This window comes from Micromonospora psammae, assembly GCF_036902725.1.
Lineage (GTDB): Bacteria > Actinomycetota > Actinomycetes > Mycobacteriales > Micromonosporaceae > Micromonospora.
This window is the reverse complement of record NZ_JBAKHM010000003.1, coordinates 34,781-57,132: the sequence shown is the minus strand read 5'-3', so window position 1 is coordinate 57,132 and position 22,352 is coordinate 34,781. Positions and strand designations below refer to the sequence as shown.

General features: G+C 74.7%; 22 protein-coding genes and 1 riboswitch. Of the genes, 7 read left to right on the top strand and 15 right to left on the bottom strand.

Annotation, left to right across the window (positions count from 1 at the left end; genetic code table 11):
- Window positions 1-17: 17 nt before the first annotated feature.
- The 10 genes from V6U79_RS06420 to eccB all read right to left on the bottom strand — a co-directional run bounded on the left by V6U79_RS06420 (window position 18) and on the right by eccB (window position 7,953).
- Complete coding sequence (locus V6U79_RS06420) at window positions 18-683, bottom strand: C39 family peptidase (RefSeq protein WP_334613901.1); 666 nt, start codon at window positions 681-683, stop codon at window positions 18-20.
- A gap of 360 nt (window positions 684-1,043) precedes the next feature.
- Window positions 1,044-1,463, bottom strand: a complete 420-nt coding sequence (locus V6U79_RS06415; protein WP_334613900.1) for a pyridoxamine 5'-phosphate oxidase family protein — start codon at window positions 1,461-1,463, stop codon at window positions 1,044-1,046.
- 52 nt (window positions 1,464-1,515) lie between these two features.
- Window positions 1,516-1,854, bottom strand: a complete 339-nt coding sequence (locus tag V6U79_RS06410) for a YkvA family protein (protein WP_334613899.1) — start codon at window positions 1,852-1,854, stop codon at window positions 1,516-1,518.
- Between the two features lie 110 nt (window positions 1,855-1,964).
- Complete coding sequence (locus V6U79_RS06405) at window positions 1,965-2,756, bottom strand: hypothetical protein (RefSeq protein WP_334613897.1); 792 nt, start codon at window positions 2,754-2,756, stop codon at window positions 1,965-1,967.
- Between the two features lie 154 nt (window positions 2,757-2,910).
- Window positions 2,911-3,273, bottom strand: coding sequence for a hypothetical protein (locus tag V6U79_RS06400; RefSeq protein ID WP_334613896.1), 363 nt, complete (start codon window positions 3,271-3,273; stop codon window positions 2,911-2,913).
- 147 nt (window positions 3,274-3,420) lie between these two features.
- Window positions 3,421-3,993, bottom strand: coding sequence for a DUF6346 domain-containing protein (locus V6U79_RS06395; protein WP_334530583.1), 573 nt, complete (start codon window positions 3,991-3,993; stop codon window positions 3,421-3,423).
- Between the two features lie 95 nt (window positions 3,994-4,088).
- Window positions 4,089-4,493 (bottom strand): hypothetical protein, encoded by a 405-nt coding sequence (locus V6U79_RS06390; RefSeq protein WP_334613895.1) that lies wholly within the window; start codon window positions 4,491-4,493, stop codon window positions 4,089-4,091.
- 203 nt (window positions 4,494-4,696) lie between these two features.
- Window positions 4,697-6,025 carry a WXG100 family type VII secretion target gene (locus tag V6U79_RS06385; protein ID WP_334613894.1) on the bottom strand — a complete coding sequence of 443 codons (1,329 nt, stop codon included), beginning with the start codon at window positions 6,023-6,025 and terminating at the stop codon, window positions 4,697-4,699.
- Window positions 6,018-6,386: a hypothetical protein gene (locus V6U79_RS06380; RefSeq protein ID WP_334531548.1), complete on the bottom strand. Its 369-nt coding sequence runs from the start codon at window positions 6,384-6,386 to the stop codon at window positions 6,018-6,020. The genes V6U79_RS06385 and V6U79_RS06380 overlap by 8 nt, the downstream gene beginning before the upstream one ends.
- Window positions 6,387-6,477: 91 nt before the next feature.
- The gene (gene eccB / locus V6U79_RS06375) at window positions 6,478-7,953 is read right to left on the bottom strand and encodes a type VII secretion protein EccB (protein WP_334613893.1); all 1,476 of its coding nucleotides are present in this window, start codon (window positions 7,951-7,953) and stop codon (window positions 6,478-6,480) included.
- A gap of 165 nt (window positions 7,954-8,118) precedes the next feature.
- On the opposite strand from eccB, the gene V6U79_RS06370 reads away from it, so the two are divergent.
- Complete coding sequence (locus V6U79_RS06370; RefSeq protein WP_334531542.1) at window positions 8,119-9,300, top strand: type VII secretion protein EccE; 1,182 nt, start codon at window positions 8,119-8,121, stop codon at window positions 9,298-9,300.
- Here the strand turns inward: V6U79_RS06370 and eccD are convergent.
- Complete coding sequence (gene eccD / locus V6U79_RS06365; protein WP_334613892.1) at window positions 9,284-10,753, bottom strand: type VII secretion integral membrane protein EccD; 1,470 nt, start codon at window positions 10,751-10,753, stop codon at window positions 9,284-9,286. The genes V6U79_RS06370 and eccD overlap by 17 nt on opposite strands.
- 86 nt (window positions 10,754-10,839) lie before the next feature.
- Between eccD and eccCa the strand changes: the two genes are divergently transcribed.
- The 4 genes from eccCa to V6U79_RS06345 all read left to right on the top strand — a co-directional run bounded on the left by eccCa (window position 10,840) and on the right by V6U79_RS06345 (window position 16,040).
- Window positions 10,840-14,805 (top strand): type VII secretion protein EccCa, encoded by a 3,966-nt coding sequence (gene eccCa, locus V6U79_RS06360; RefSeq protein WP_334613891.1) that lies wholly within the window; start codon window positions 10,840-10,842, stop codon window positions 14,803-14,805.
- A gap of 40 nt (window positions 14,806-14,845) precedes the next feature.
- Entirely contained in the window at window positions 14,846-15,154 is a 309-nt protein-coding gene (locus tag V6U79_RS06355) for a hypothetical protein (RefSeq protein WP_334531535.1), read from the top strand.
- 270 nt (window positions 15,155-15,424) lie between these two features.
- Window positions 15,425-15,733, top strand: a complete 309-nt coding sequence (locus tag V6U79_RS06350) for a WXG100 family type VII secretion target (RefSeq protein ID WP_088977186.1) — start codon at window positions 15,425-15,427, stop codon at window positions 15,731-15,733.
- 28 nt (window positions 15,734-15,761) lie between these two features.
- Complete coding sequence (locus tag V6U79_RS06345) at window positions 15,762-16,040, top strand: WXG100 family type VII secretion target (RefSeq protein WP_334531533.1); 279 nt, start codon at window positions 15,762-15,764, stop codon at window positions 16,038-16,040.
- Between the two features lie 121 nt (window positions 16,041-16,161).
- Here the strand turns inward: V6U79_RS06345 and mycP are convergent, their stop codons facing one another.
- Window positions 16,162-17,400, bottom strand: coding sequence for a type VII secretion-associated serine protease mycosin (gene mycP / locus V6U79_RS06340; RefSeq protein WP_334531530.1), 1,239 nt, complete (start codon window positions 17,398-17,400; stop codon window positions 16,162-16,164).
- Between the two features lie 64 nt (window positions 17,401-17,464).
- Window positions 17,465-17,797, bottom strand: a complete 333-nt coding sequence (locus V6U79_RS06335) for a helix-turn-helix transcriptional regulator (protein WP_334531528.1) — start codon at window positions 17,795-17,797, stop codon at window positions 17,465-17,467.
- Window positions 17,798-17,993: 196 nt separating this feature from the next.
- Between V6U79_RS06335 and V6U79_RS06330 the strand changes: the two genes are divergently transcribed.
- Window positions 17,994-18,659: a carbonic anhydrase gene (locus V6U79_RS06330; protein WP_334531525.1), complete on the top strand. Its 666-nt coding sequence runs from the start codon at window positions 17,994-17,996 to the stop codon at window positions 18,657-18,659.
- 64 nt (window positions 18,660-18,723) lie between these two features.
- Here the strand turns inward: V6U79_RS06330 and V6U79_RS06325 are convergent, their stop codons facing one another.
- Both V6U79_RS06325 and V6U79_RS06320 read right to left on the bottom strand, forming a co-directional pair.
- Window positions 18,724-19,743 (bottom strand): coiled-coil domain-containing protein, encoded by a 1,020-nt coding sequence (locus tag V6U79_RS06325; RefSeq protein ID WP_334613889.1) that lies wholly within the window; start codon window positions 19,741-19,743, stop codon window positions 18,724-18,726.
- 4 nt (window positions 19,744-19,747) lie between these two features.
- A riboswitch (cyclic di-AMP (ydaO/yuaA leader) is annotated at window positions 19,748-19,878 on the bottom strand.
- Between the two features lie 166 nt (window positions 19,879-20,044).
- Window positions 20,045-21,394 (bottom strand): YibE/F family protein, encoded by a 1,350-nt coding sequence (locus V6U79_RS06320; protein ID WP_334613888.1) that lies wholly within the window; start codon window positions 21,392-21,394, stop codon window positions 20,045-20,047.
- Window positions 21,395-21,784: 390 nt separating this feature from the next.
- Here V6U79_RS06320 and V6U79_RS06315 point away from each other — a divergent pair, with 390 nt between their 5' ends.
- A complete protein-coding gene (locus V6U79_RS06315; RefSeq protein ID WP_334613887.1) occupies window positions 21,785-22,303 on the top strand; it encodes a hypothetical protein in 519 nt (172 codons plus the stop codon).
- The last annotated feature ends 49 nt before the right edge of the window (window positions 22,304-22,352 follow it).

Sequence of the window (22,352 nt, the reverse complement as noted above, 5' to 3'; positions counted from 1 at the left end):
TCGTCGGTGTGCGTGGATCAGGAGCTGTAACCGCGGCCCGCGATCCAGTTGGCCAGCTCGGCGGTCTCCATCCAGTACTCCTGGACGTCCGGGGCCGCCGGGTCGGCGATCTTCACGGTGTTGCCGTTGTCCTTGTACTCCACCACGGTCACGTAGTGGCCCGGGAAGCCACGCACGTTGCCGTCGACGTCGTAGGCGTTGCCGAGGACGTTGGCGACGATCGGCTCACCCGCGGCCAGCGCGGCCTTGACGTCCGCCCGGAGCCGCTCGATCTGCTCCTTCGAGGCGACGTCCGTGCTCAGCTCGGTGGTCTTGTACTTGCCGTCGGTGTACTCGTTCAGCACCCGGGTGATGTCGAACGCCGAGTCGGTGCCGTTCTCGGTGGTGCCCAGCTTCTCGGCCAGCTCGTCCAGGCTGACGGTCTTGCCCGCGGCAGCGGACAGGGCCATCCCGGTCGACGTCGGGCCGCAGTAGTAGAAGTTCGGCTGGGCCTGGTACTCGTAGCCGGCGCGGCTCTTGTCCTTGCTCGGGGCCGCGCCCTTGCTCTTCTCCGACACGACCGGGGCGGCGGCCGCCTTCTCGGCCGGCGTGGCCTGCGCCGCGATGGCGGGCCCGGCGATGGCGCCACCGGTGAGGATCAGGCCGGCGACGGAGAGCATGCTGTTGCGGAAGATCGGGTTCACGTCGAAGCTCCGTTCGGGGGTTTGACGTCCACGTCAGGGGACACGGACGCAAGCACCGGGAAAGGCGCTCGATTGCCAAGGGATCGGTGTGCCGGGCATCCGGCCACTCGCACACCGGTGATGTAACGACCGCCGGCCGGGGCTCATTCCGCCCCCAGCCGCCGTGCTTGCTCGCCGCTGTTCGGCCGTACGCAGAATGTAACCACCGCCGGCTCCCGTCGATTCCGCCGCCCGGTGGCCGGCGGCCACCGCGGAAACGGACAACCGACCCGTAACGGCGCAGACTTTACGTGGTGGTGGCCTCCGGACGCGGACGCGGACCGGACATCAGGGTCCGTACCGCCGACGGCGCGGGGCGCGTCAGGGGGTGGGCGGCAGGCTGCCCAGGAGGCGGGTCACGGCGATCTCGATGACCACCCGCTCCGGATTGGGGCGGGGTTGGCGGTAGCGCTCGGCGTAGCGGCGCTCGGCCTCGGCCACCGACGCCGGGTCGGTGCGGACCACGGCCCGTCCCTCGATGGTGAGCCACCAGCGGCCGTCGACGTGGCAGACCGCGACGGGAGTGCCACCGGCGCCGGCGGCGGCGACGTGCCGGGCCTTGGCGGAGCCCTTCGAGGTGATCACCCGGGCCAGGCCGCCGTCCGGGTCGAAGGTGACCCCGACGGGTACCACGTGCGGGGTGCCGTCGGCGCGCAGTGTGGTCAGGGTGGCGAGGTGCCGTTCCCGGCAGAAGAGGGCGACCCGCTCGTCGTGCGGGTCCAGCCGATGGTCGCCCGACATGTCCGTCTCCTGTCCGCCGGTCCGGTGCCGCTCTCGCCCCGTCCGGTACCGATCATGGCACGGGGCGTACCCGCTCCTGACCAGGGGGAGTGTCGGGCTGCCCGGGCAGCTCGCGGGCCGCGGCGCGGCGCCGGGCGGCCAACCGGCCCAGATAGAGCAGCGCCCCGGCGAGGACGCCCATGTCGTCCAGGTAGATCGGATCGGGCAGCACGTCCACCGGGAGGACCGTGTAGATCAGCGCCCCGTAGAAGGCCACCTTGCCGCCGGCGCCGAGCGAGCCGAGCAGCCGTCGGGTCCGGACCACCCGGACGGCCAGCAGCACCGCGCCGACCAGCGTGCCCAGCGCCAGGATCCCGCCGACCACCACGAGGAGCCACGCTTCCCGGGACATACCCGCAACGCTAACCCACCCGCGCCGCGATCATGCGATTCGGTTCCCCGCGGACGGGATGGGGCGCGGGTGGGCCGTCACCGCGGCATCGCGGGAGGCGGGTGGGTGGGTCAGGCGGGGGCGATGGTGCGCTGGCGGGCCGCGGTGACGGGTTCGCGGATGGGCTCGGTGGAGGCGCCGGTGGTCGGCATGGGGAGCAGGGAGGCGGCCTCGTCGGGGCGGCGGTCGATGGCGGCGAACGCCTCCTCCCGCAGGCTCCGGGCCGCGGCGGCGGCGAGGTCCGCCGCCCGCCACGACTCCCGCTCCCGCTCCACGGTGGCGCGGTGCCGGGCGGCCAGGTTGTCCCGCACGGCGCGGCGCAGCACCAGCTCCTGCTCCACCGGGTGCCGGCGCGGATCCCAGCCACCCCGGTTCGCGAGGACGTCGCTGAGCTGCTCCGCCGAGAGCTCCTTGCGCCCGTGCGCCTCGAGCGCGGCCCGGTGCAGGTACCGCTCCCGGTCGGCGTACTCGGCCGGCGTCCGGACCGTCTGCGGCAGCGGCATGGCCGCGGCGGCGGAGAGTCGCCGGACGTCCGCCTCGGCGTCCTCGTAGGCCTGCCACGCCGACTCGACCTCCTCCTGGACGGCCAGCCACTCGGCGCGCCGGCGCTCGGCCGTCGCCGCCGCCCGCCGGGCCGCCACCGCGATCTCCTGGGCGTACCGGGCGCGTTCCCGCTCCTCCTCGGCCAGTTCCAGGTGCGCGGGGAGCGCGGCCTCGTGGAACCGGCCGGTGACGGCGGACCGGAGCCGGCCCGGACGGACGACCAGGGCCGCGACGGCCACGGCCGCGACCGCGAGCAGCGCCAGCCAGATCACGGCGGCGGCGGGGACATCGAGCAGGACGGAGGAGAGCACGGTCTGCATCACCAGCACCTAACGGTGGGAACGGTGTGGACGGAGGAGGTCACGCCCGGCAGGCGGGCGCGGGAAGCGGCGGGGAACTACCCCGCGGTGCCGGAGCTGCGCGGCCGGGACGACACCCGGCGGCGGTCCGACACCCGGACGGGTGTCGCGAGGCTCAGCGCCGGGGTGGGCCGCGAAGGCCGGTGGCGTCCCGGACCGGGTCGCCGGGGGCCGCGGGCATCGCGGACGGCACGGAGGCCGGCGCGGCGGGAACGGTGGCGGGCCGGACGGGCAGCGGCCGCTCGGCCGGCGCCTCGGCGACCGGCCGGGAGGTGGGCGACAGCTCGGCCACCCGGGAGACCACCACGCCGGGGCGGGCCGCCGCGACGGCGGCGGTCGCGCGCACGTCGGCGGCGTCCACCTCGACCGCGCCCACGCCCAGGGCGAGCACCAGGGCGGTCAGCGCCAGCCGGGCCAGGTCGCGCAGCGCGCGCAGCGTCACCGGCCAGAACGGGCGGGCGGTCGCTGCGGCAGGCACGGTTCCAACCTAGCGTCCCCGGCCGGCACCCGCAGCGCTCGACGGCGGTGGGGCGAGTGAACCGGGCCACCACGTGCGGTGTGGACGGACGGCTCCCGACCGGGATGCGACCGTCCCGCCGTGGGAGCCGGTCAGGTGCGTCCAGCGTCAGGTCGTACGCTTCCCCCTGCGGTTGTTCCAGGCGTAGTACGCCGGCACACCCACCACTCCTCGGACGAGGGCGAACCCGGTCCCGATGATCAGGAGCAGGACCGTGGCCACCCTGAGGAGGCCCAGGATCGCCACCGCAAGGGCCCAGATGCGCGGCGCCGGGCGCCCGTACCGGCAGTCGGAGTTGCCCTCCTCGTCGCACACTTCACGGAACTCGACCGACCTACCCCGGTCCTTCGGGGTGACGACGGAATGCCCGACCACGGTGTCGACCTCGCGGCCATCCCAGGTCCGGACCGTCACCGCGCAGTGCCACCAGTAGCCGAGTCCGTCACCGCTCACCGGCCCGACCCGCCGGCACTCCCGTACGTCGGCCTCAGCCGGCTGCTCGGCCGGAGTGGACTTCACCGCACCGGTGCCGGGGTAGAGGCTCGCCAGGGTGCTGAAGACCAGGAGCGAGACGACGATCCCAGCGATGAGCGCGCCGGCCGTCGCGAACTGCGTGACGCGTCCCCAGAACGGCCCGCGCCGCTCGTACGCGGCGATCTGCTCGCGTTGGATCTGCGCCATCCGGTCCGAGCCCTGGTCGTTCAGCTGGATCCGCCTCCCACCATCGAGCCCATCGCGATCACCGCCGACACCTCGCCGCGCATCGTCAGTCGGGGTCAGGCGAAGGCGAGCACCGCACAGAGGCCCAGGACGACGACCGCGGCGACGACGTTGGCGATCATCACGGCGGAGTAGCCGGTGGACTTCTGCTCGCCCGGTGCGCCGAGCGCACCGCGACCGAAGGTGATCGTGGGCGCCATGTACTCCAGGCTGACCTCACTCCCCTCGTCGACACTCACTTCCCGGGTCACCCGTCCCACCCGCCGTGGGAGGGCGTACGGCACCCACACCTCCAGCCGGTGCTGCCCCGGGTCGACGGGAATGCTGTGCCTGCCCCAACCGGGGACCGTCACGTCGACGCCGTCCAGCCGTACCCGGGGCGTCGTGGCCGCGTAGAGGAAGGCCGCCGGCGGGTGGCGCAGCGTGAGAGTCAGCGCCGTTCGTCGATCCGGATCAGTCACCCGACACCCCCATGATTTCGACAGTGCTGGATCGTCGTCGACCGCACTCGGACGGAACCGTAGCGCAACCGTCCGGTCCGGAACATCCACCGCGAAGCTCGGCGGAAGGGCTGCGCTGCGCCTCCCGCCGCCGGTCACCTAGGCCCGACCACGGCCGGCGGCCTGCCCGGCGGAACCCCTCCGGACGGGCCGACGATCGTCGGTCAGTGGTCTGCGCCGAGCACCGGCGGCGCGGCCCGGTCGCCGTCGTGCCAGACCATCTCGTCCTCGGTGAGCCAGGTCAGCCGCGCGTCGTCGTCCTCCTCGGCGTGCTGGCCCCGGCCGCCGAGCACGCCGTTGCGGTTGGCCGCGCCGGGTGCCGTCGCGGGCCGGTTGGCCGGCGCGCCCCCCGCACCCGGCCGGCCCGTGCCGCCGGCGTTGCCGCCCGCCTGACCCGCAGCCAGCCGGCCGGTGCCGGCCGCGGCCCGGTTCTCCATGCCCGGGGCTCCGGCGGCCGGACGGGCCGACGGCGCGGGAGCCCCCCGGCCCGAGGAGGCCAGCGAGCCGGTGCCCACCACTCCACCCGCCGGTACGGAGCCCGGCGCGCCGAACGTCAGGCCGGGCCCGACGCCCGGGGTGCCCGGCGTGGTCGGGGTCGCCCCCGCCAGACCGGCCGCCCCCACCGCCGCCCCGCCGACCAGCGCGCCGCCGAGCAGCGGGTCCGCGCCGGCGAGCTGCGTGCCGGCGCCGGGATCGAGCGGAGTCGCGGTGCCGCCGGGGACCGCGCCACCCGCGCCCGGGCCACCCGCGCCGGCGCCCACGGTGCCCGCCTCCGGGGTGCCGGAACCGCCCGTCGGGCCGGGCGACACACTGCCCGGGGTGTCCACCGACGCGTCGCCGCGCCTCCCGGCGAGCCCGGTCGTCGGCGCGGCGGACGGGGTGCTCGACCCCGGGCCGCTCCGCGCCGTCGAACTGGGCCCGTCGGCGCCGCCGGGCAGCCGCGGGTCGGGGACCGGGGCGTCGACCACCCGTCCGTACGCGGAGACCTCGTAGCTTTCGGCCAGTCTGGACACCACCTGGACCATCCGCTGGTGGGCCTTCTCCTGCTCGGCCTTGTCCTGCTGGTGGCCGATCAACCCGCCGATGATCGCCCCACCGACGCCGAAGATCGCGCCGTCCTTGGCCTTGGAGATCATCTTGTCGTGGTCGTCGGTCTCCTCCGGGCTCTCGGCGTCCCGCTGGGCGACGCGCAGCGCGTCGGCCATGTCGGTGAGCGCCTGCCGGACCTGGGCCGTGCCCTCGGCCAGCTCACCGGAGAAGCGCACCACCAGGGAGAGCCGGTCGACGAACTCGCGCGCGGCGTCGCCGGACCAGGTGCCGGCGAGCTTGTCCAGGTCGGCGTCGAGATCCCGGGCCAGGTCGTCGAGGGTGTCCTTGAGCGTGCTCCACTGGCTGGCCAGGCCGTCGACCTGGCCCGGGTCGCCCGCCTGCACGACCGCGTCGTAGAGCTCCTTGTGGCTGACGTGCTGGTAATGGTGGGTGTAGTCAGTCACGCCCGTCCTCCCGCTCGTTCAGCACCTCGTTGACGCCGTTGAGCGCGGCCTCGATGTCGGCGGCGGCAGCCGCGTTGCGGGCCTCGGTGGTGCGGTAGTTCGTCATGATCGTCTGAGTGGCGGTCCGGGCCGCCGCCACCGCCCGACGCAGCTGGGCGACCCGTTCGGCGTAGCTCGCCTGCACGTCGCTGTAGCGGCGGGCGTTGCCGGTGCCGTCGGTGAAGGTGCCGAGCGCCGGCGGGCGGCAGGCCAGCTCGGTGTTCAGCTTCCTGAGCGCCGTCTCGGCCTGGGCCAGACGATCCGCCAACCGCTGGTGGAAGTCCTCAAGGGACAGTACGTCGACTGTCGTGCGCCCGGTCATGGCAGCATCCCCGTTGTCCATAGTCGAAGCCGTGGGCACATTCAGGTTAGTCGACACCCGCGAACCCGGGCGACCCGCCGACCGGCCCCGGTCAGCCGCCCCGCGTCGATCCCTGGGCGGCCGGGCCGGACGGGGCCGGTGCGCCACCGGCCTCCTCGTCGTCCGCTGCGTAGTGGGCCAGCGCGTCTTCCCGCTGGAGGGTGGGGCCGGTCGGCACCAGCGCGAGCAGTGCCGACGGCACCACCAGCGGCGGCACGCCGCCGTACCCGAGGGCGGCGACGGCGTCACCGGAGGCCCGGCCCAGCGGGTGCCGCACCCCCTGCCCACCGATCAGGTAGACCGTGGCGCCGGCCGCCGCCTCCGCACTCTCGCCGGCCCCCGGCGCGGCCTGGACCAGGACACCCTTGCCGTGCGGCAGCAGCACCTCCTCGGCGGTGCGGACCGCGTCCCGGGCGCCCTGCCGCACCGACGTCCCGCCGGGCGCCGACAGCTCGGCCGGTGCCCGGTCGAAGACCTCCAGCGCGGTGGTGGGCGGGCCGCCGGCCGGGCCCGCCCGGTACGTCGCGCAGACCACCGTCTGCCCGGCCCGGACCGGGTACAGCGCGGGCAGCTTCGTCGGCATCCCGTCGGCCTCCAGCCGCCGGCCGTCGAACAGCTCGCCCGCCTGGTCCGGGCTGATGTCGCGAATCTGACCGTCGTCGCTGCTCAACAGCAGCGCGGTGATCTCGCCGATGTTGGCCAGTCCCTCGCGGGTCAGCACGTAGTGAGCCCCGGCGGCCCGGAACACCTCGCCCACCCGGGCCGGCCGGTCGCCGACCGTACGGCCGCTCGGGCTGCCGTCACCCTCGATCGCCGGGCGGCGCAGCGGCGGCCCCGCCGGCACCGCGTTGAGCAGTTGCTGGCCGACCCCCAGGGTGGGAGCGCCGGTCATCCGCAGCGCGGCCAGCGTCCCCTCGTCGCCGACGACCTGGAGCCGAGACCCGCCGGTGAGCAGGAAACGCTGCCCGTCCGACTCGACCAGGACCGCCCGGCCCGCCAGCGGCGCGCCGCCGGTGAGCGGCCGGCCGACCACCATCCGGGTACGCGACCGGCGGGAGTCGGCCGGATCCGGCACGTCGCAGACCGACCAGGGCAGCTCGACCAGCGAGCCACGGTCCGGCAGCGCGTCCGGGGCGCCGACGATGCCCACCGTGCGACCCCGCGGACGGTCGCCGATGGCCTTGCGCGACATGGTGCGGACCTGCGGGTCCGGCTCGTTGAGGATCAGTCGCGCGGAGGCGTAGTTCAACGTCGGGTGCAGCGTCCCCTCGAGGAAGACGTACGTCGCGCCGGTCTCCCGCTCGATGACGAGCGTCTTCTCCTCCAGCGGAGCCGTGTTCCCGGTGAGCTGCCCGTACGCCCCGGCCACGCCGAGCACGACGGCGGCGGCGAGCACGCTGCCGGCCACGGCCATGCCGAGCCGCCGCATCGGGAGGTTGGTGGTCTCCGGGTCGCCGGCGAGCAGCGCCGAGACGATGCGGCGGGTGACGAAGCGGTACGCCTGCACCTGGTCGCGGCGGGTCCGCATGGTTGACCTCCGGCGGGGGTGGTTCCGCGACGATCAGGTCAGAACGTCGCCGCGGGCTTCCCTACGATAAGGGGCCGTCGGCGGTTCACCGGGGCCCCCGCCCACGCGCCGCCGGCCACGCCGCCGGCGGCGGACGCCCGTGGAGTCCAGAAGGGACGCTCACCGATGACGCAGGTTCAGGTGCCACCCGGTCGTACGCCCACCGTGCCCGCCGTACCGGCCGACCGTCCGGTCGTGCCGGCCGACCGGCGCGGGCGCGGCCGGATCGGGGCGGTGGCCGTCGGCCAGCTGGTCGTGGTGGAACTCTGCGCGGTCGCCGTCTGGGCGGTGCTCGACGGGCCGGGTTGGCTGGTCGGCACGGTGGCGGGACTGGCCGTGCTGCTCACGGTGGCGACCTTCGCCCGACGCGGCGGACGCTGGTGGTACGAGGACCTGCTGCTGCGCCGCCGGTTGCGCCGCCGGGGGGAGGACGCCCGGGCGGCCGTCGCGGCCGGTGACGTGGTGGACCCACGGTTGGCCGCGCTCACCCCCGAGCTGAGCGTGATCGAGCTGACCGAGCGGGGCACCCGGCTGGGCATCGGCCAGGACGGCCGGGGCTGGTTCGCGGCGGTCGCGCTGACCGGGGCGGCGGGCGCGCCGGCCGGCACGGTCGAGTCCGCCACGGTGGACCGGGCGCTGCGGGTGCTCGCCGACTTCACCGCCCCGGTGACCCTCACCCAGGTCGTCTCGCACACCCTGGTCTGGTACCCGGCCCCGGGCGCCCCGCCGGCCGCCCACCGGACCGTCTGGGTGGCGCTGCGGCTCTCCGTGCCGGACGCGCGGGCCGAGGCGGTGACCCGGGGCGGCGGGATGCGCGGCGTGCACCGGACGGTGGCCGCCGGGGTCGGCCGGCTGGGCAAGGCGCTCAACGCCGCCGGCCTGCCCCACCGGGTGCTCGGCCGGGACGAGCTGCGCGCGGCGGTGGTCTCCGCGGCGGGGCTGGACCTGGCGCCGGAGCCGCCCGCGGAGACCTGGACCGGCCTGCGCGGTGGCGGCTGGACCCAGCGCTGCCTGACCCTGCGCCGGCGTCCGGAGGCGTCCCTGGGGACGCTGGTGGACGCCGTCACGGCGACCTCCGCGCCGTCGCACACGGTGGCGGCCGTGGTGGTGCCGGGCGACCCGTGGGTGCCGCCGCTGCTGCGGGTGGCCGGCCGGGACGACCACGTCGACGCCCTGGTCGAGGCGGTACGCGAGGTGGCCCGGCGGTGCGGCGTGTCGGCCCGGCCGCTCGACGGGCAGCACGGGCCGGGGGTCTACGCCACCACCCCGGTGGCGACCGCCGCCGGGACGATCAGGGTCGGAGGTTGACGATCCAGCCGTAGGCGCCGCAGACCCAGACGGCCAGCGGCACCAGCGCGACGATCAGCAGGATCTCGACGATGTCCAGGACCCGGCCCCACACCGGCGAGATCCGCTTGCCGGCCACGGTCAACCCGTAGATGAGGCTGACCACGGTGGTCAGCAGCAGGCCGCCGAGGACCACGCCGAGCCGTACCGCCGGTGAGCCGGCGGCGAAGACGGCCGCCGCGGTCAGGAGCAGCCCGGCGGTCCCGGCGACCAGCACCGGGGTGCGCTGGGCGCGCCCGATGAACGGCCGGGCCCGCAGCAGCGACAGCAGCGCCAGCACCAGGCAGAGCAGCACCGCCGGTAGCCGGCCGTCGACGGCCAGGACGACCTGGCTGCCCAGCACCAGCAGGGACACCGTCCAGAGCAGACCGGTGAGGAACTCGTCGGCCCGTTCGCTCTGCCGCAGCACCCGCCGGCCGTCGACGGTCTCGGTGTCGGTCTTCAGGTCGTCCGGGCCGGTGGGGATGGAGGGCACCGGCAGCCGGGCCAGCCGGTACGCGGTCATCGGCAGCATCGGCACGGTCGCGAACGCGACGGTGGCGACCACGGCGGCGGCCGCCGCCGCGTCGATGCCGAGGGCGAGGCAGAGCAGCGCGCCGAAGCCGGCCGCGGCGCCGACCGCCACCGCCCCGAGGAAGAGCGGCATCCGGTCGCCGACGGCCAGCGCGGCGACCGCACCGAACAGCACCACCGCGGTGCCGGCGAGCAGCACGTGCGGGCTGGCCAGCTCGGTCAGCCCGCGGTCACCGCCGAGGACGAGCAGGCCGCTGACGGCCGCGTACCCGATCCCGGCGACGGCCAGGATCGCGCCGGTGCGGCTGTCGCCGGCGGCCCGGGACAGCACCGCCGCGGTGACCACCAGGGCGACCGCCACCAGCAGCGCGGCCAGCGCGCCGGGCAGCTGGGGCGGTCCGGCGAGGAGCGTCACGGCCGCTCCGGCGGCCAGCGTCAGGCCGGCCAGCAGCACCGAGAAGGCGCGGGTGGTGCCGACCTGCCAGGTGCCGGCCCGCTGGTTGGTCGCGGTCGCCACCGCGTCCACCACGTCGTCGAAGACGATCTCCGGGGTGGCTGCCGCGCGGGGGTTGAAATAGAGCACCTCGCCGTCCCGGATGCCGAGCTGGGCGGCGGTGCGACCACCGTCGAGCGGTTGGCCGCCGAGCCGGGCGAGGGCCCAGCCGCCGTGCCGGACGCCCTCGTCGGCGAGGTCCTCGCCGGCGTAGCGCAGCAGGGTGGGCAGCAGGTCGGCCAGGGGTACGTCGGACGGCAGCGCCAGGTCCATCCTGGTCCGCGGCGCCACGATGGTGATCCGGCTCAGTCCACCGGTCGCCGTCTTCGTCGCCACTGTGGCCTCCTCGCGCTCTGTCAGCTCCACCTCGACCGGCGGCCTCGCCCCCAGCGGGTCCACGACGCTCACGGGAGATTACCTACGATGGCGGCACGTACGATGCCCACCCGAGAACTCCGGTCGGCTCGAGGGCCGCTTCTGGGGAGGAGACAGCCGTGAGCACCGTGGTGTTCCGCCGGCTTCCGCGTCAACCCGGGCCCGCCCTGCCGCGCGGCGAGGTGCTGCTGGAATCCCCACCGGAGCTGCCCGAACCGACTCCCCGCAGCATGGCCCAGCTGCTGATGATCCTGCCGATGCTCTGCGGCGTCGGCGCGATGGCCTTCCTCTACGCCGGTCGGGGCGGCTCGACCATGACCTACGTGGCGGGTGGCCTCTTCGGAGTGTCCATGCTGGGCATGGCGCTCGGCACGCTGACCACCGGCAGCGGCAACGACAAGGCGGAGCTGAACGCCGAGCGCCGCGACTACATGCGGTACCTGGCCCAGATGCGCAAGCGCACCCGGCGCGCCGCCGAGCAGCAGCGGGCCGCGATGACCTGGCGCCACCCGGAGCCGGACACCCTCTGGTCGATCGCCGCGTCCCGCCGGATGTGGGAGCGGCGGATCACCGAGGACGACTTCGGCGAGCTGCGGATCGCCACCGGGCCGCAGCGGCTCGCCGTGGAGATCGTCCCGCCGGAGACCAAGCCGGTGGAGGATCTGGAGCCGATGAGCGCGATCGCGCTGCGCCGGTTCGTCCGGGCCCACTCCACGGTGCCCGACCTGCCCACCGCGCTGTCGCTGCGGGCGTTCAGCCGGATCGCGCTGCGCGGTGACCGGGAGCCGGTGCTCGACCTGACCCGGGCGGCCCTGGCCCAGCTGGTCACCTTCCACGCCCCGGACGACCTGCTCCTCGCGGTGGTCGCCGCACCGGACCGGCAGCAGGTGTGGGACTGGGTGAAGTGGTTGCCGCACGCCCACCACAGCGCGCGGACCGACGCGGCCGGCGCCCGCCGGCTGGTCTTCGCCAGCCTCGCCGAGGCCGAGGAGGCGCTCGCCGCGGAGCTGGCCGGGCGGCCCCGCTTCGCCCCGGAGGCCAAGCCGCTGACCTCCGCCCCGCACCTGGTGGTGGTGATCGACGGCGGCGAGGTCTCGGCGACCTGCCAGCTGATGGGGCCGGGCCTGCTCGGCGCCACCACCATCGACCTCTCCGGGACCGTGCCCCGCGACGCCGGCCGCTGGCTGCTCTGCCTGGACGCCGGTGACGGCAGCTCGCTGGAGCTGGTCCGGGGCACCTCCACCTCGCGGCTGGGCCGCCCGGACCGGCTCGACGCCGCCGCCGCCGAGGGGCTGGCCCGGCAGATCGCGCCGTACCGGCTCTCCCAGCAGCAGGCCACGGCGGAGGAGCCGCTGGCCCGCAGCATGGAACTGCCCGACCTGCTCGGGGTGGGCGACGCCGCGACCGTCGACGTGCAGCAGACCTGGCGGCCGCGCGGGCACCGGGACCGGCTGCGCATCCCGCTCGGGGTGGGCCCGGACGGCAACGTCGTCGAGCTGGACTTCAAGGAGTCCGCGCACGAGGGCATGGGCCCGCACGGGCTGGTCATCGGCGCCACCGGCTCCGGCAAGAGCGAGCTGCTGCGCACTGTCGTCGGCGCGCTCGCCGTGACCCACTCGTCGGAGGAGCTCAACTTCGTCCTGGTCGACTTCAAGGGCGGCGCCACCTTCGCCTCGCTGGAGGCGCTGCCGCACACCAGCGCCGTGATCACCAACCTGGCCGACGAGCTGCCGCTGGTCGACCGGATGCGGGACGCGCTCGCCGGTGAGATGACCCGCCGGCAGGAGGTGCTGCGGGCCGCCGGCAACTACGTCTCCCGGTTCGACTACGAGAAGGCCCGGGCGGCCGGCGAGCCGCTCGCCCCGATGCCGAGCCTGCTCATCATCTGCGACGAGTTCAGCGAGCTGCTCGCCGCGAAGCCGGACTTCATCGACCTCTTCGTGATGATCGGCCGGCTCGGCCGGTCGCTCGGCGTGCACCTGCTGCTGGCCAGCCAGCGGTTGGAGGAGGGAAAGCTGCGCGGCCTCGACACCCACCTGTCGTACCGGATCGGTCTGCGCACCTTCTCGGCGGTGGAGAGCCGGATCGTGCTGGGCGTGCCCGACGCGTACGAGCTGCCCAACGCGCCCGGGCACGGCTACCTCAAGACCGACACCAGCACCATGCTGCGGTTCCGGGCCGCGTACGTCTCGGGGCCGTACCGGGCGCCGGGGCAGGCGGCGCAGTCGTCCCGGGCACTGGTGCAGCGACGGATCGTGCCGTACGGGGTGAACTTCGTGCCGGTGCGGGTGCCGCAGGCGCCGGTCGAGGTCGCGCCGGCGCCCGAGCAGCCGGCCGACGGCAAGGCCGTGGCGATGCTGGACGTGCTCATCGACCGCCTCAAGGGCAAGGGCACCCCGGCGCACCAGGTGTGGCTCCCGCCGCTGGCGGAACCGCCGAGCCTCGGTGAGCTGCTCGGCCCGCTGGCCGCCCACCCGACCTTCGGGCTGACCACCGCCAACTGGCCCGGCCGGGGCCGGCTCACCGTCCCGGTCGGTGTCGTCGACCGCCCGTACGAGCAGCGGCGGGACCCGATGATGGTCGAGCTGGCCGGCGCGGGCGGCAACGTGGTGATCGTGGGTGCCGCCCTGAGCGGCAAGAGCACCCTGCTCCGTTCGATGATCGCGTCGCTGGCGCTCACCCACACCCCGCGCGAGGCGCAGTTCTACTGCCTCGACTTCGGCGGTGGCGCGCTGCGCAGCCTGGAGGGGCTGCCGCACGTGGCCGGGGTGGCCGGTCGCCGCGACACCGAGGCGGTCCGCCGCACGGTGGCCGAGGTGCTGGCGATCCTCGACGACCGGGAGAACCGGTTCGCCCAGCACGGCATCGACTCGGTCGCCGGCTACCGACGCCGCCGGGCGGCCGGCGAGTTCGCCGACGACCCGTTCGGCGACGTCTTCCTCGTGGTGGACGGCTGGAACACGCTGCGCCAGGAGTACGAGGAGCTGGAGCAGACCATCACCAACCTGGCCAACCGGGGCCTGGGCTTCGGCGTGCACGTGGTGCTGACCGCGGTGCGCTGGGCGGAGATCCGGATCAACATGCGGGACCTGCTCGGCACCAAGCTGGAGCTGCGGCTGGGTGACGCCAACGAGTCGGAGATCGACCGCCGGGCCGCGGCGAACGTGCCGACCGGCGCCCCGGGCCGGGGGCTCACCCGGGACAAGCTGCACTTCCTCACTGCGGTATCCCGGATCGACGGCAAGCGCGACATCGAGGACCTGACCGAGGCGTCGGTGGCGCTGGCCCGGCACGTCGCGGACGCGTGGCCGGGCCGCCCGGCTCCGAAGGTGCGGCTGCTGCCGCGCCGGCTGCCGCTGCACGAGCTGGTCCAGGTCGCCGACCGGTCGGTGCCGGGCCTGCCGATCGGGGTCAACGAGTCGGCGCTCGCGCCGGTCCACCTGGACCTGGCGAACGAGCCGCACCTGACCGTCTTCGGCGACGCGGAGTGCGGCAAGACCAACGTGTTGCGGGTGATCGCGCGGGGGATCGTCGACCGGTACACCCCGGCCCAGGCCCGGATCGTCATCGCCGACTACCGGCGCGGCCTGCTCGGCGCGGTCGAGGGTGACCACCTGCTCGACTACGCCCCGTCCAACCAGGTGTTCAGCCAGGGGCTCGGCTCGATCCGCAGCGCCCTGCAGAACCGGCTGCCCGGCCCGGACGTCACCACCGCCCAGTTGCGCGACCGCAGCTGGTGGAAGGGGCCGGACCTCTACATCCTGGTGGACGACTACGACCTGGTTGCCTCGGGCGGCAGCAACCCGCTCAGCGCCCTGCACGAGCTGCTGCCCCAGGCCCGGGACATCGGCCTGCACCTGATCGTCACCCGCCGGGTGGGCGGTGTGGCCCGGGCCCTCTACGAACCGGTGCTGCAACGCCTGCGGGAACTGGACTCGCCGGGCCTGCTGATGTCCGGCAACCGGGAGGAGGGTGCCGTGTTCGGCACGCTGCGGCCCACCCCGCAGCCGCCGGGCCGGGGCACCCTGGTGCGCCGCCGGGACGGCCAGCAACTCGTCCAGATCGCCTGGGCCGACCCGGCGTGAGCCGGTCGGACGGGCGGCGGATTGGAAACGGGGAGAGATGATGTGGCAGACCTGGTTCTTCCTGACCGCCCTGCTGGCGGTCGTCCTGGGAGTGCTGTGCAGCCTGTACGAGCGGCTGCGCCCGTCGCGGGCGCTGCGGCTCGCGGTCGCCGTGCTGGCGCTGGCGGCAGTGGCGCTCATGCTCCCGGTGCTGGTGGATCGGGCGCTCGACAAGCCGGTCATGTGGCTCGCGGTCGCGCTGCTGGCCGGCCTGCTCGCGACCGGTCCGGCGATGGTCCGGCAGGCTCGCAGGCCGCCGGCTGATCCTGCCGGGCGGAAGCTGACCCTGCCGAGCGGTAAGGACCGGTGAGGAATCGGTGACTCGCCCTGCTCTTCGCGGAGCGTCCTGATCGTCCTCGGCCGGGGAAGCCCGTCGATGGGTCGCGGCATTTTCGACCTGACCAGGGGCTCCCTCCACAGGGCCCCGAGCCTCGACCGGAACTCGCGTGAACAGGGCTGCGCGCGCTGGACGCGGTGGGCTACCGTCTCCTGAGGAGTGTCCGTCGGTGGGGTGTTGGCCTTGCCGCGGGGGAGGGGCGCGGCAGTTCCGCCGCCACAACATGACGGAAGGGTGTGAAGCATGGCGTTCGAGGTCGAAGCAGCGACTCTGCATACCGCCGCGAGTGACGTGCGGTCCACGCGCAGCGAGGTCGACGGCGAGCTGAAGAAGCTGTGGAACGTGGTCGACGACCTGGCCATCGCCTGGAAGGGCCAGGCGTCCACTGGCTTCCAGTCGCTGATGACGCGTTGGAACGAGGACACGGTCAAGCTGCTGACGGCGATGGACAACATCGCCGACCTGCTCGACAAGTCGGGTACGACGCACCAGGTCAACGACGAGGAGCAGCAGCAGATGCTGGACAAGTTCCACTCTGCGCTCAACCCGTGATCCGCCGAGACGAGCAGGGGAGGAACTCATGAGCATCAAGGTTGACTACGCCGTCCTCGAGAGCGCCAACCAGCAGATGCAGAGCATCTCGAAGACCATCGACGAGAAGCTCGACACGCTGCGGTCGATGCTGGCCAAGCTGGAGTGGGACGGCCAGGACCGGGCCGCCTACGAGCAGCACCAGGCGCAGTGGGACACCGCTGTCCGGGACATCAACCGGATCCTGAACGAGATCGGTGGCGCGGTCGGCGTCGCCCGCGAGAACTACGTCTCCACCGAGATGAGCAACGCCAAGGTGTGGAGCTGACGTTGTCGCCCGCGCGGCTCCGGTCCGGTTCTTCCGGGTCGGAGCCGCTTCGCGTCACCGGGCCCTCCGTCGAGCCGCCGACCCGGGCGGCGCGTCGCTAACCGATCGGCCCGGCTGCGGCTCAGGCGTCCACCGGCTCGGTGCGACGGCCGGGACGCCAGCCGCGACGCCGCCCCCGGTCCAGGATCGGCCGGGCGGCCAGCAGCAGCCCGGCGACGACCGCCCCGACCCCCGCCGCCCAGAGCGCCACGGTGCGCTGCCCGGCCAGCGGGTCACGGGTGGGCGCGGGGGGTGGCAGCGCGCCGGCCGGCGGGTCGCTGCGGGTGCCGAGCAGGCTGGTCAGCGCCCGGTACGGGTTCACCACCCCGTAACCGACCTCGGGGTTGTGACCGTCGGGCGGGTTGTCGGCCGTCCGGGTGATCCGGTGGGCCACCTGCTCCGGGGTGAGGTCGGGCTCGGCGGAGAGCAGCAACGCGGCCACCCCGGAGACGTACGCGGCGGCGAAGCTGGTGCCGCCCTGCGGTTCGGTGAGGTAGCCGGCCCCCGACGGCGCGGGTCCGATGATGTCCAGGCCCGGGGCGGCGACGTCGACGTAGTCGCCGCTGACCGAACTGCCGACGTGACCGCCCTGCGGGTCCACCCCGGCCACCGCGATCACCCCCGGGTACGCGGCCGGGTAGGCGGGCCGGTCCTGCTGTTCCTCCTGGCGGTTGCCGGCGGCGGCCACCACCACGACGTTCTTCGACAGGGCGTACTCGACGGCGGCGGCCAGCTCCGGCCGGTCGAACGTGGCCAGCGACAAGTTGATCACCTGGACGTCCTGTTCGACCGCCCAGCGGATCGCCTGGCCGATCTCCACGGGCAGGCCGGTGTCGCTGGACTGCCGGGTGTCGGGCAGGACCCGGATCGGCAGGATCCGGGCCGCGGGCGCGATGCCGCTGTAGGGGGCGCCGGTGCCCTCCCGGCCGGCGATGATGCCGGCCACGATGGTGCCGTGCCCGGCCTGGTCGCACTGGCCCCGCGCCGCCGGTAGCCCGTTGTAGTCCCGGCCCTCGCGCACCTGGCCCTTGAGCAGCGGGTGGGCCGGGGAGACCCCGGAGTCGATGACGGCGACGGTGGCGCCCTCGCCGCGGGTGATCCGCCACGCCGACGTCGGGTCCAGCCGGCGCAGCGCCCACGGCGTCTCGGTGGGGGCGGGTTGGCTGCGTGGGCCGGCGCAGCCGGGCGCGGCCACGGCCGGCGCCGGCGGTACGACGAGGGTGGCGAGCAGGGCCGCCGTGACCCCGCTGAGGACGGCCCGGGACGTGCCTCCGGCGGGCCGGGTTACCGGCGTGCCGTCGGGCCGGATGGTCTCGCGCACCCGGTGAGATTACCGCCGTTGGAGCGTCCGTGCGGTGACGGGCGGGGCCGCGCGGGCCGGGCGCTCAGGAGCGGGGCTCGGCCGGTGCGGCGGTGAAGAGGGCGAGCAGGTCGCCGACCTGGCGGTCCGCCTCGGCGGGGTGCCGGAAGTGGCCGGTCGGGTTGACCGTGTACTCGTTGCGCCGCCCCACCCGGGTGCGCCGCAGGTAGCCGCCGGCCTCGAGGTCGGCGACGATCGCCTGGGCGGCCCGCTCGGTCACCCCGACCTCGGCGGCGACGTCCCGCAGCCGCGCGGTGGGGTTGCGCGCGATGGCGAGCAGCACGTGCGCGTGGTTGGTGAGGAAGGTCCAGTGCCGGGTGCTCCCGTTCCCGCCCGCTGTCGTCGCCATGCCCGCCATCGTATGGCCCGGCGTTCGGATTTTCGGCCCTGCCCTGGTCAGGGGGTGGCCGGCCCGGCCCGGCGCGGCCGGGCCAAAGCATGAAATCTGTATCACGTGATTCTTGACGTATCTTCGGGTGCGTGTGACGGTGGGCGGCGAGGCCGCCTCCGTCGCCGGCCGGTTGACCAACCCGACCACGGACCGAGGTGAGGGAATGGCCCCGACCACTCCGACCCAGGCGCTCGCCGAGCTGCACGCGGGCAACCGGCGGTTCGTCACCGGCACGCCGCGCCACCCCAACCAGGACGCCGGCCACCGGGCCGCCGTCGCCGACGGGCAGAACCCCTTCGCGGTGATCGTCGGCTGCTCCGACTCCCGCCTCGCCGCCGAGATCATCTTCGACCGGGGGCTGGGCGACCTCTTCGTGGTCCGCACCGCCGGGCACACCGTCGGCCCCGAGGTGCTCGGCAGCGTCGAGTACGGCGTCACCGTCCTCGGCACCCCGCTGGTGGTGGTGCTGGGCCACGACTCCTGTGGAGCCGTGCAGGCCGCCCGGGACGCCGCCCGGACCGGCACGCCGCCGACCGGGCACCTCCGGGCCGTGGTGGACGCGGTCGGGCCGAGCCTGCGCCGGGCGGCCGAGGAGGGCGTGGACGACGTCGACGGCATCGTCGACATCCACATCGCCCAGACCGTGGAGGCCATGCTCGGCTCCTCCGCCGCGCTCGCCGCCGAGGTGGCCGCCGGGCGGTGCGCGGTGGTCGGGATGTCGTACCGGCTCGCCGCCGGTGAGGTCCGGACGGTGGCGGCGGTCCCCGCCGCTGCCGCCGTCGTTTCGCCGCCGGCCCAGGGCGGGCGCCCGGCCGTGGTCGCCGGCTGATCCGGCCCGGACGACGAGGGCCGCCCCGCACGCGGCGGGACGGCCCTCGGGCTGCGCGGTGTCGCTAGAGCATCGACATGTGCACGTGGTCGGTGTGGTCCGACGGGCCGCTGTACGACTTCCACCCGGTCGCCGGGAACCAGATCTGCCGGTTCCAGATGACGTAGTAGATGCCGAGCCGGTCGGCGTTGCGGACCAGGAACGCGGTGAGGTCGTTGCCGTACCGGCGGGTGTCGTTGTTGTACCAGGGGGCGAAGCCGCTGTTCTGCAACGACCAGTCGCAGGCCTTGCCCTTCGGGTGCTCCCACGGCCCGCCCGGCCGGTAGCAGCCGACGAAGCGCTTGAAACCGGCCCGCCGCACCTCCTTGTACGCGTGCAGCGTGCGGGGGGTGATCAGGCCGGAGGTGGTGGGGTCGTCCTCGGTACGTCCCTCGGGGCGCCAGCCGCCGTCCGCCGTCCGGCCCGGCGCGATCCGGGCCACCGGGGATTCGGCCGACACCAGGCCGCCGGTGAAGCCCTTGCCGCCGACCAGCGCGAGAGCCTTCTCCGCCTCCCGGCTCTCCCGGGCCATGTCGTTGGTGAGCTTCTGCTGCTCGCGCACCTCGCCGTCGAGCTCCAGCTTGGCCCGCTCGGCGCGGGTCTTGGCGGAGGTGACCTCGCTCAGCTTCTGCGCGTTGACCATGTTCAGCTCGTCCAGCGCGGAGGCCCGCTTGAGGAACGTGTCCGGCGCCTTGCTGTCCAGCAGGATCGCGGCCGCGCCGATCCGCCCGGTGCGGTAGGACTGTGCGGCGATCTGGCTGACCTGGGGCCGCAGCGCCTCCAGATCCTCCTCGGCGCGGCGGATCTCCAGCGCGAATTCCCGCTGGCGCTTCTTGGACTTCTCCAGCTGCGACTTCGCCTTGGCGTACTGGCGGTTGCGCAGCTCGATGACGTCGGTGAGCAGTTCGGGCTCTTCGTCCTCCTCGTGCCCGGAGGGGGTGGGCGTCGAGGGGGCGGCGATCGCCGGGGTCGGCCCGGCGAGGATGGCCAGAGCGGTGAGCACGGCCACCGCCGGTGTCAACCAGCGGCGCAGGGGTGCCGTCACAGTGTTCCCTTCCGTCGACCGCCGACCGGGTTAGCTGACGGGTTCGGGACGGAAGTGGTCCCTACCGCTCGCGCGGATTCACCCCATGTACCTGGTTCCCCGGCTCGCCGTGCGGCGATTGGGCGGCGGCACCGCAGGCGCCGCTGCGCGCCTTCGGCGGTGACCGGCAGCGAGGTTACCCGAGAGGAGTACCGGGGATCTACGTCCAGAACCCGACTAAAAGCGTTATTTCGCAATAACGATGCGTGACCAGTGACGCGGTCGACAACCGCCGCACCGGCGGCGGTTGCGCTGAGGAGTGTCACCATGCGGTGTCCGTGTTCCTTTCCGGTTCGGGCCACCCCGCGGGGGTCGGGGTGGACGGTGGGCCGTGGCGTGGCGCGCTGAGCGCCTCCAGTGCCGCGTCCCGGTCGGCCGGGGGCCGGGGCGTGGGCGTCGGGCGGTCGGCCGGCGGGGCGTCGCCGGCCGGGCCGCGTCCGGCGGTGGTGACCAGCGCGGCCAGCCCGGTGGTCAGGGGTACGGCGGCCACCAGGCCGAGGGTCGCCACCGCGCTCCGGACGATCTCCTGGGCCAGGAACTCGCTGGTGAGGATCTCGCCGACCGCCCGGCTGTCGGCGGTCAGCAGGAGCAGCAGCGGCAGCGAGGCGCCCGCGTACGCCAGCACGATGGTGTTGACCGTGGAGGCGATGTGCGCCCGGCCGACCCGGGTAGCGGCCCGGTAGAGCTGCAACCGGGACAGGCTCGGGTTGGCGTGGGCGAGTTCGGTGACGGTGGCCGCCTGGGTGACGGTGACGTCGTCCAGCACGCCGAGCGAGCCGATGATGATCCCGGCGAGCAGCAGGCCGTGCAGGTCGACGTCGCGTTGGTACAGCGACAGCGTGGTGGCCTCCTCGCTGCCGAAGCCCGTCAGGTGGGTGGCGGCGGTGGCCAGGCTGCCGAGGAGACCGGTCAGCACCAGGCTGCCCAGGGTGCCGAGCACCGCCACCGACGTCTGCGCGGTGATCCCGTGGGTCAGGTACAGCACCACGAACATGATCAGGGCGGCGCCGGTGATCGCGATCAGCAGCGGTGAGCCGCCCGCCGAGATGCCGGGCACCACGAAGGTGAGCAGGATGGCGAAGCTCGCGCCCAGCCCGGCCAGCGCCGCCAGGCCCCGCCAGCGTCCGAAGGCCACGATCGCCGCCGCGAAGAGGGCGACCAGCCAGACGAGCGGCTTGCCGCGCTGGTGCTCGGCGATGTTGTAGCTGCTGGACGTCGGGTCCGCCGGGTCGGTGAGCTTCACCAGCACGATCTCGTCGTCCACCGCCACCGTCGGGGCGCCCGGGCCGGACGGCACCGGCGTCTGGACCTCCCGGCCGGTGTCCGGGCCCTGCTCCACCCGGACGGTCACCGTGCCGCACGGGCCGTCGGCCGCCCCCGGTGTGCCCTCCGGCAGTTCCGGCGTCGGTGGGCAGGGCTCGGTCAGCACCCGGGTCACCGTGCCGTGGTAACGCGGCACGTCACCCCCGCTGTTCGCCTCCCGGCCGTCCCGGGGCCAGAGCACCAGCGCGGCGAGCACGGTCACGACGAAGAGCGGGACCACCGTCACGACGAGGAGCCGTCGCACTCCCGGTGGAGTGGACGGAGCGGGACGGGTGTGGTCGGCGCCCATTGCTGTTCTCCCAACGATCCAGAGTGGGGTACGGGTCAGCGGGCCGGCGGGTTCACCGGCGGGACACGCCGACCGGAAGACTGCCCCCGGGGTCACCCCGGGCGAGCGCCGCCGTCACCCACGGCGAGCAGGCGCCCCGGCGGCGTCGCGGCGCCGGGAGGGACGACCACGCTCCCGCCCACCGCGCCCGGCCCCGACGCGGTGCGCGGGGCGGTGTCGGCTCGGTGCGGACGGTCATCGCCGGAGAATGGTAGCGAGAGACCAGGTCCGCCCGCCCGGCTCGCCGTCCGCGCCCGGCTCCGAGACCGCAGGGCGAGCCGACCGTCACGAAGTGTGGCGGCATCCGTGGCGTACGGGGCTGGCGCGGACCGGCCGGGTTAGCGTGGTGGCGTGCGGACGGCGAGCGCGGTTCCGACCGGGTGGTGGCCCCGGCTCCTGCTGCTCACCTGCACCCTGCTCGGCCTGGCCGCCATGCACACGATCGGCCACGGCGCGCACGTCGGCCCCGGTCATCCGATCGGCTCCGGCGTCGCCGGTACGCCGTCCGGCCCCCTCCACCACGACGAGCCCGCCCGGGCCGCCCCGAGCCGCCCGGGTGGACACGGAGCCGCCGCCCCGGACCGGCCGGGTGGACACGGAGCCGCAGCCGCGGAGCCGGCCGTCGCGACCCGCGACCACGCCGCCGTGCTGCCCGTCACGCCTCCGGACGGGGGAACGCCGCTCTGGAGCGTCTGCCTGGCGGTGCTCGGCGCGCTCGGGACGGCCGTGCTGCTGGCGCTGCGCCGGCAGCGGGGGACCCGGCCCGCGACCGCATCCGGTCGACCGGTCCGGCCGTCGTCCGGGTCACGGGGACCGCCCCGGCGCGCGCTCGGGCTCCGCCTCGCCACGGTGTCGGTGCTGCGCAGATAGGTCGGCCCGGCGCGGTTTCCGCCGCGCCTGCCGGTCCGCTGCCCGTCCA

What these genes read in the sequence shown, in the direction of transcription:
- V6U79_RS06345 (WP_334531533.1), top strand. Translation starts at nt 15,762, where the DNA reads ATGAGCATCAAGGTTGACTACGCCGTCCTCGAGAGCGCCAACCAGCAG.
- V6U79_RS06320 (WP_334613888.1), bottom strand. Translation starts at nt 21,394, where the DNA reads ATGGGCGCCGACCACACCCGTCCCGCTCCGTCCACTCCACCGGGAGTG.
- V6U79_RS06410 (WP_334613899.1), bottom strand. Translation starts at nt 1,854, where the DNA reads ATGTCCCGGGAAGCGTGGCTCCTCGTGGTGGTCGGCGGGATCCTGGCG.
- V6U79_RS06330 (WP_334531525.1), top strand. Translation starts at nt 17,994, where the DNA reads ATGGCCCCGACCACTCCGACCCAGGCGCTCGCCGAGCTGCACGCGGGC.
- V6U79_RS06335 (WP_334531528.1), bottom strand. Translation starts at nt 17,797, where the DNA reads ATGGCGGGCATGGCGACGACAGCGGGCGGGAACGGGAGCACCCGGCAC.
- V6U79_RS06355 (WP_334531535.1), top strand. Translation starts at nt 14,846, where the DNA reads ATGTGGCAGACCTGGTTCTTCCTGACCGCCCTGCTGGCGGTCGTCCTG.
- eccB (WP_334613893.1), bottom strand. Translation starts at nt 7,953, where the DNA reads ATGCGGACCCGCCGCGACCAGGTGCAGGCGTACCGCTTCGTCACCCGC.
- V6U79_RS06380 (WP_334531548.1), bottom strand. Translation starts at nt 6,386, where the DNA reads ATGACCGGGCGCACGACAGTCGACGTACTGTCCCTTGAGGACTTCCAC.
- V6U79_RS06370 (WP_334531542.1), top strand. Translation starts at nt 8,119, where the DNA reads ATGACGCAGGTTCAGGTGCCACCCGGTCGTACGCCCACCGTGCCCGCC.
- V6U79_RS06395 (WP_334530583.1), bottom strand. Translation starts at nt 3,993, where the DNA reads ATGGCGCAGATCCAACGCGAGCAGATCGCCGCGTACGAGCGGCGCGGG.
- V6U79_RS06405 (WP_334613897.1), bottom strand. Translation starts at nt 2,756, where the DNA reads ATGCAGACCGTGCTCTCCTCCGTCCTGCTCGATGTCCCCGCCGCCGCC.
- V6U79_RS06350 (WP_088977186.1), top strand. Translation starts at nt 15,425, where the DNA reads ATGGCGTTCGAGGTCGAAGCAGCGACTCTGCATACCGCCGCGAGTGAC.
- V6U79_RS06415 (WP_334613900.1), bottom strand. Translation starts at nt 1,463, where the DNA reads ATGTCGGGCGACCATCGGCTGGACCCGCACGACGAGCGGGTCGCCCTC.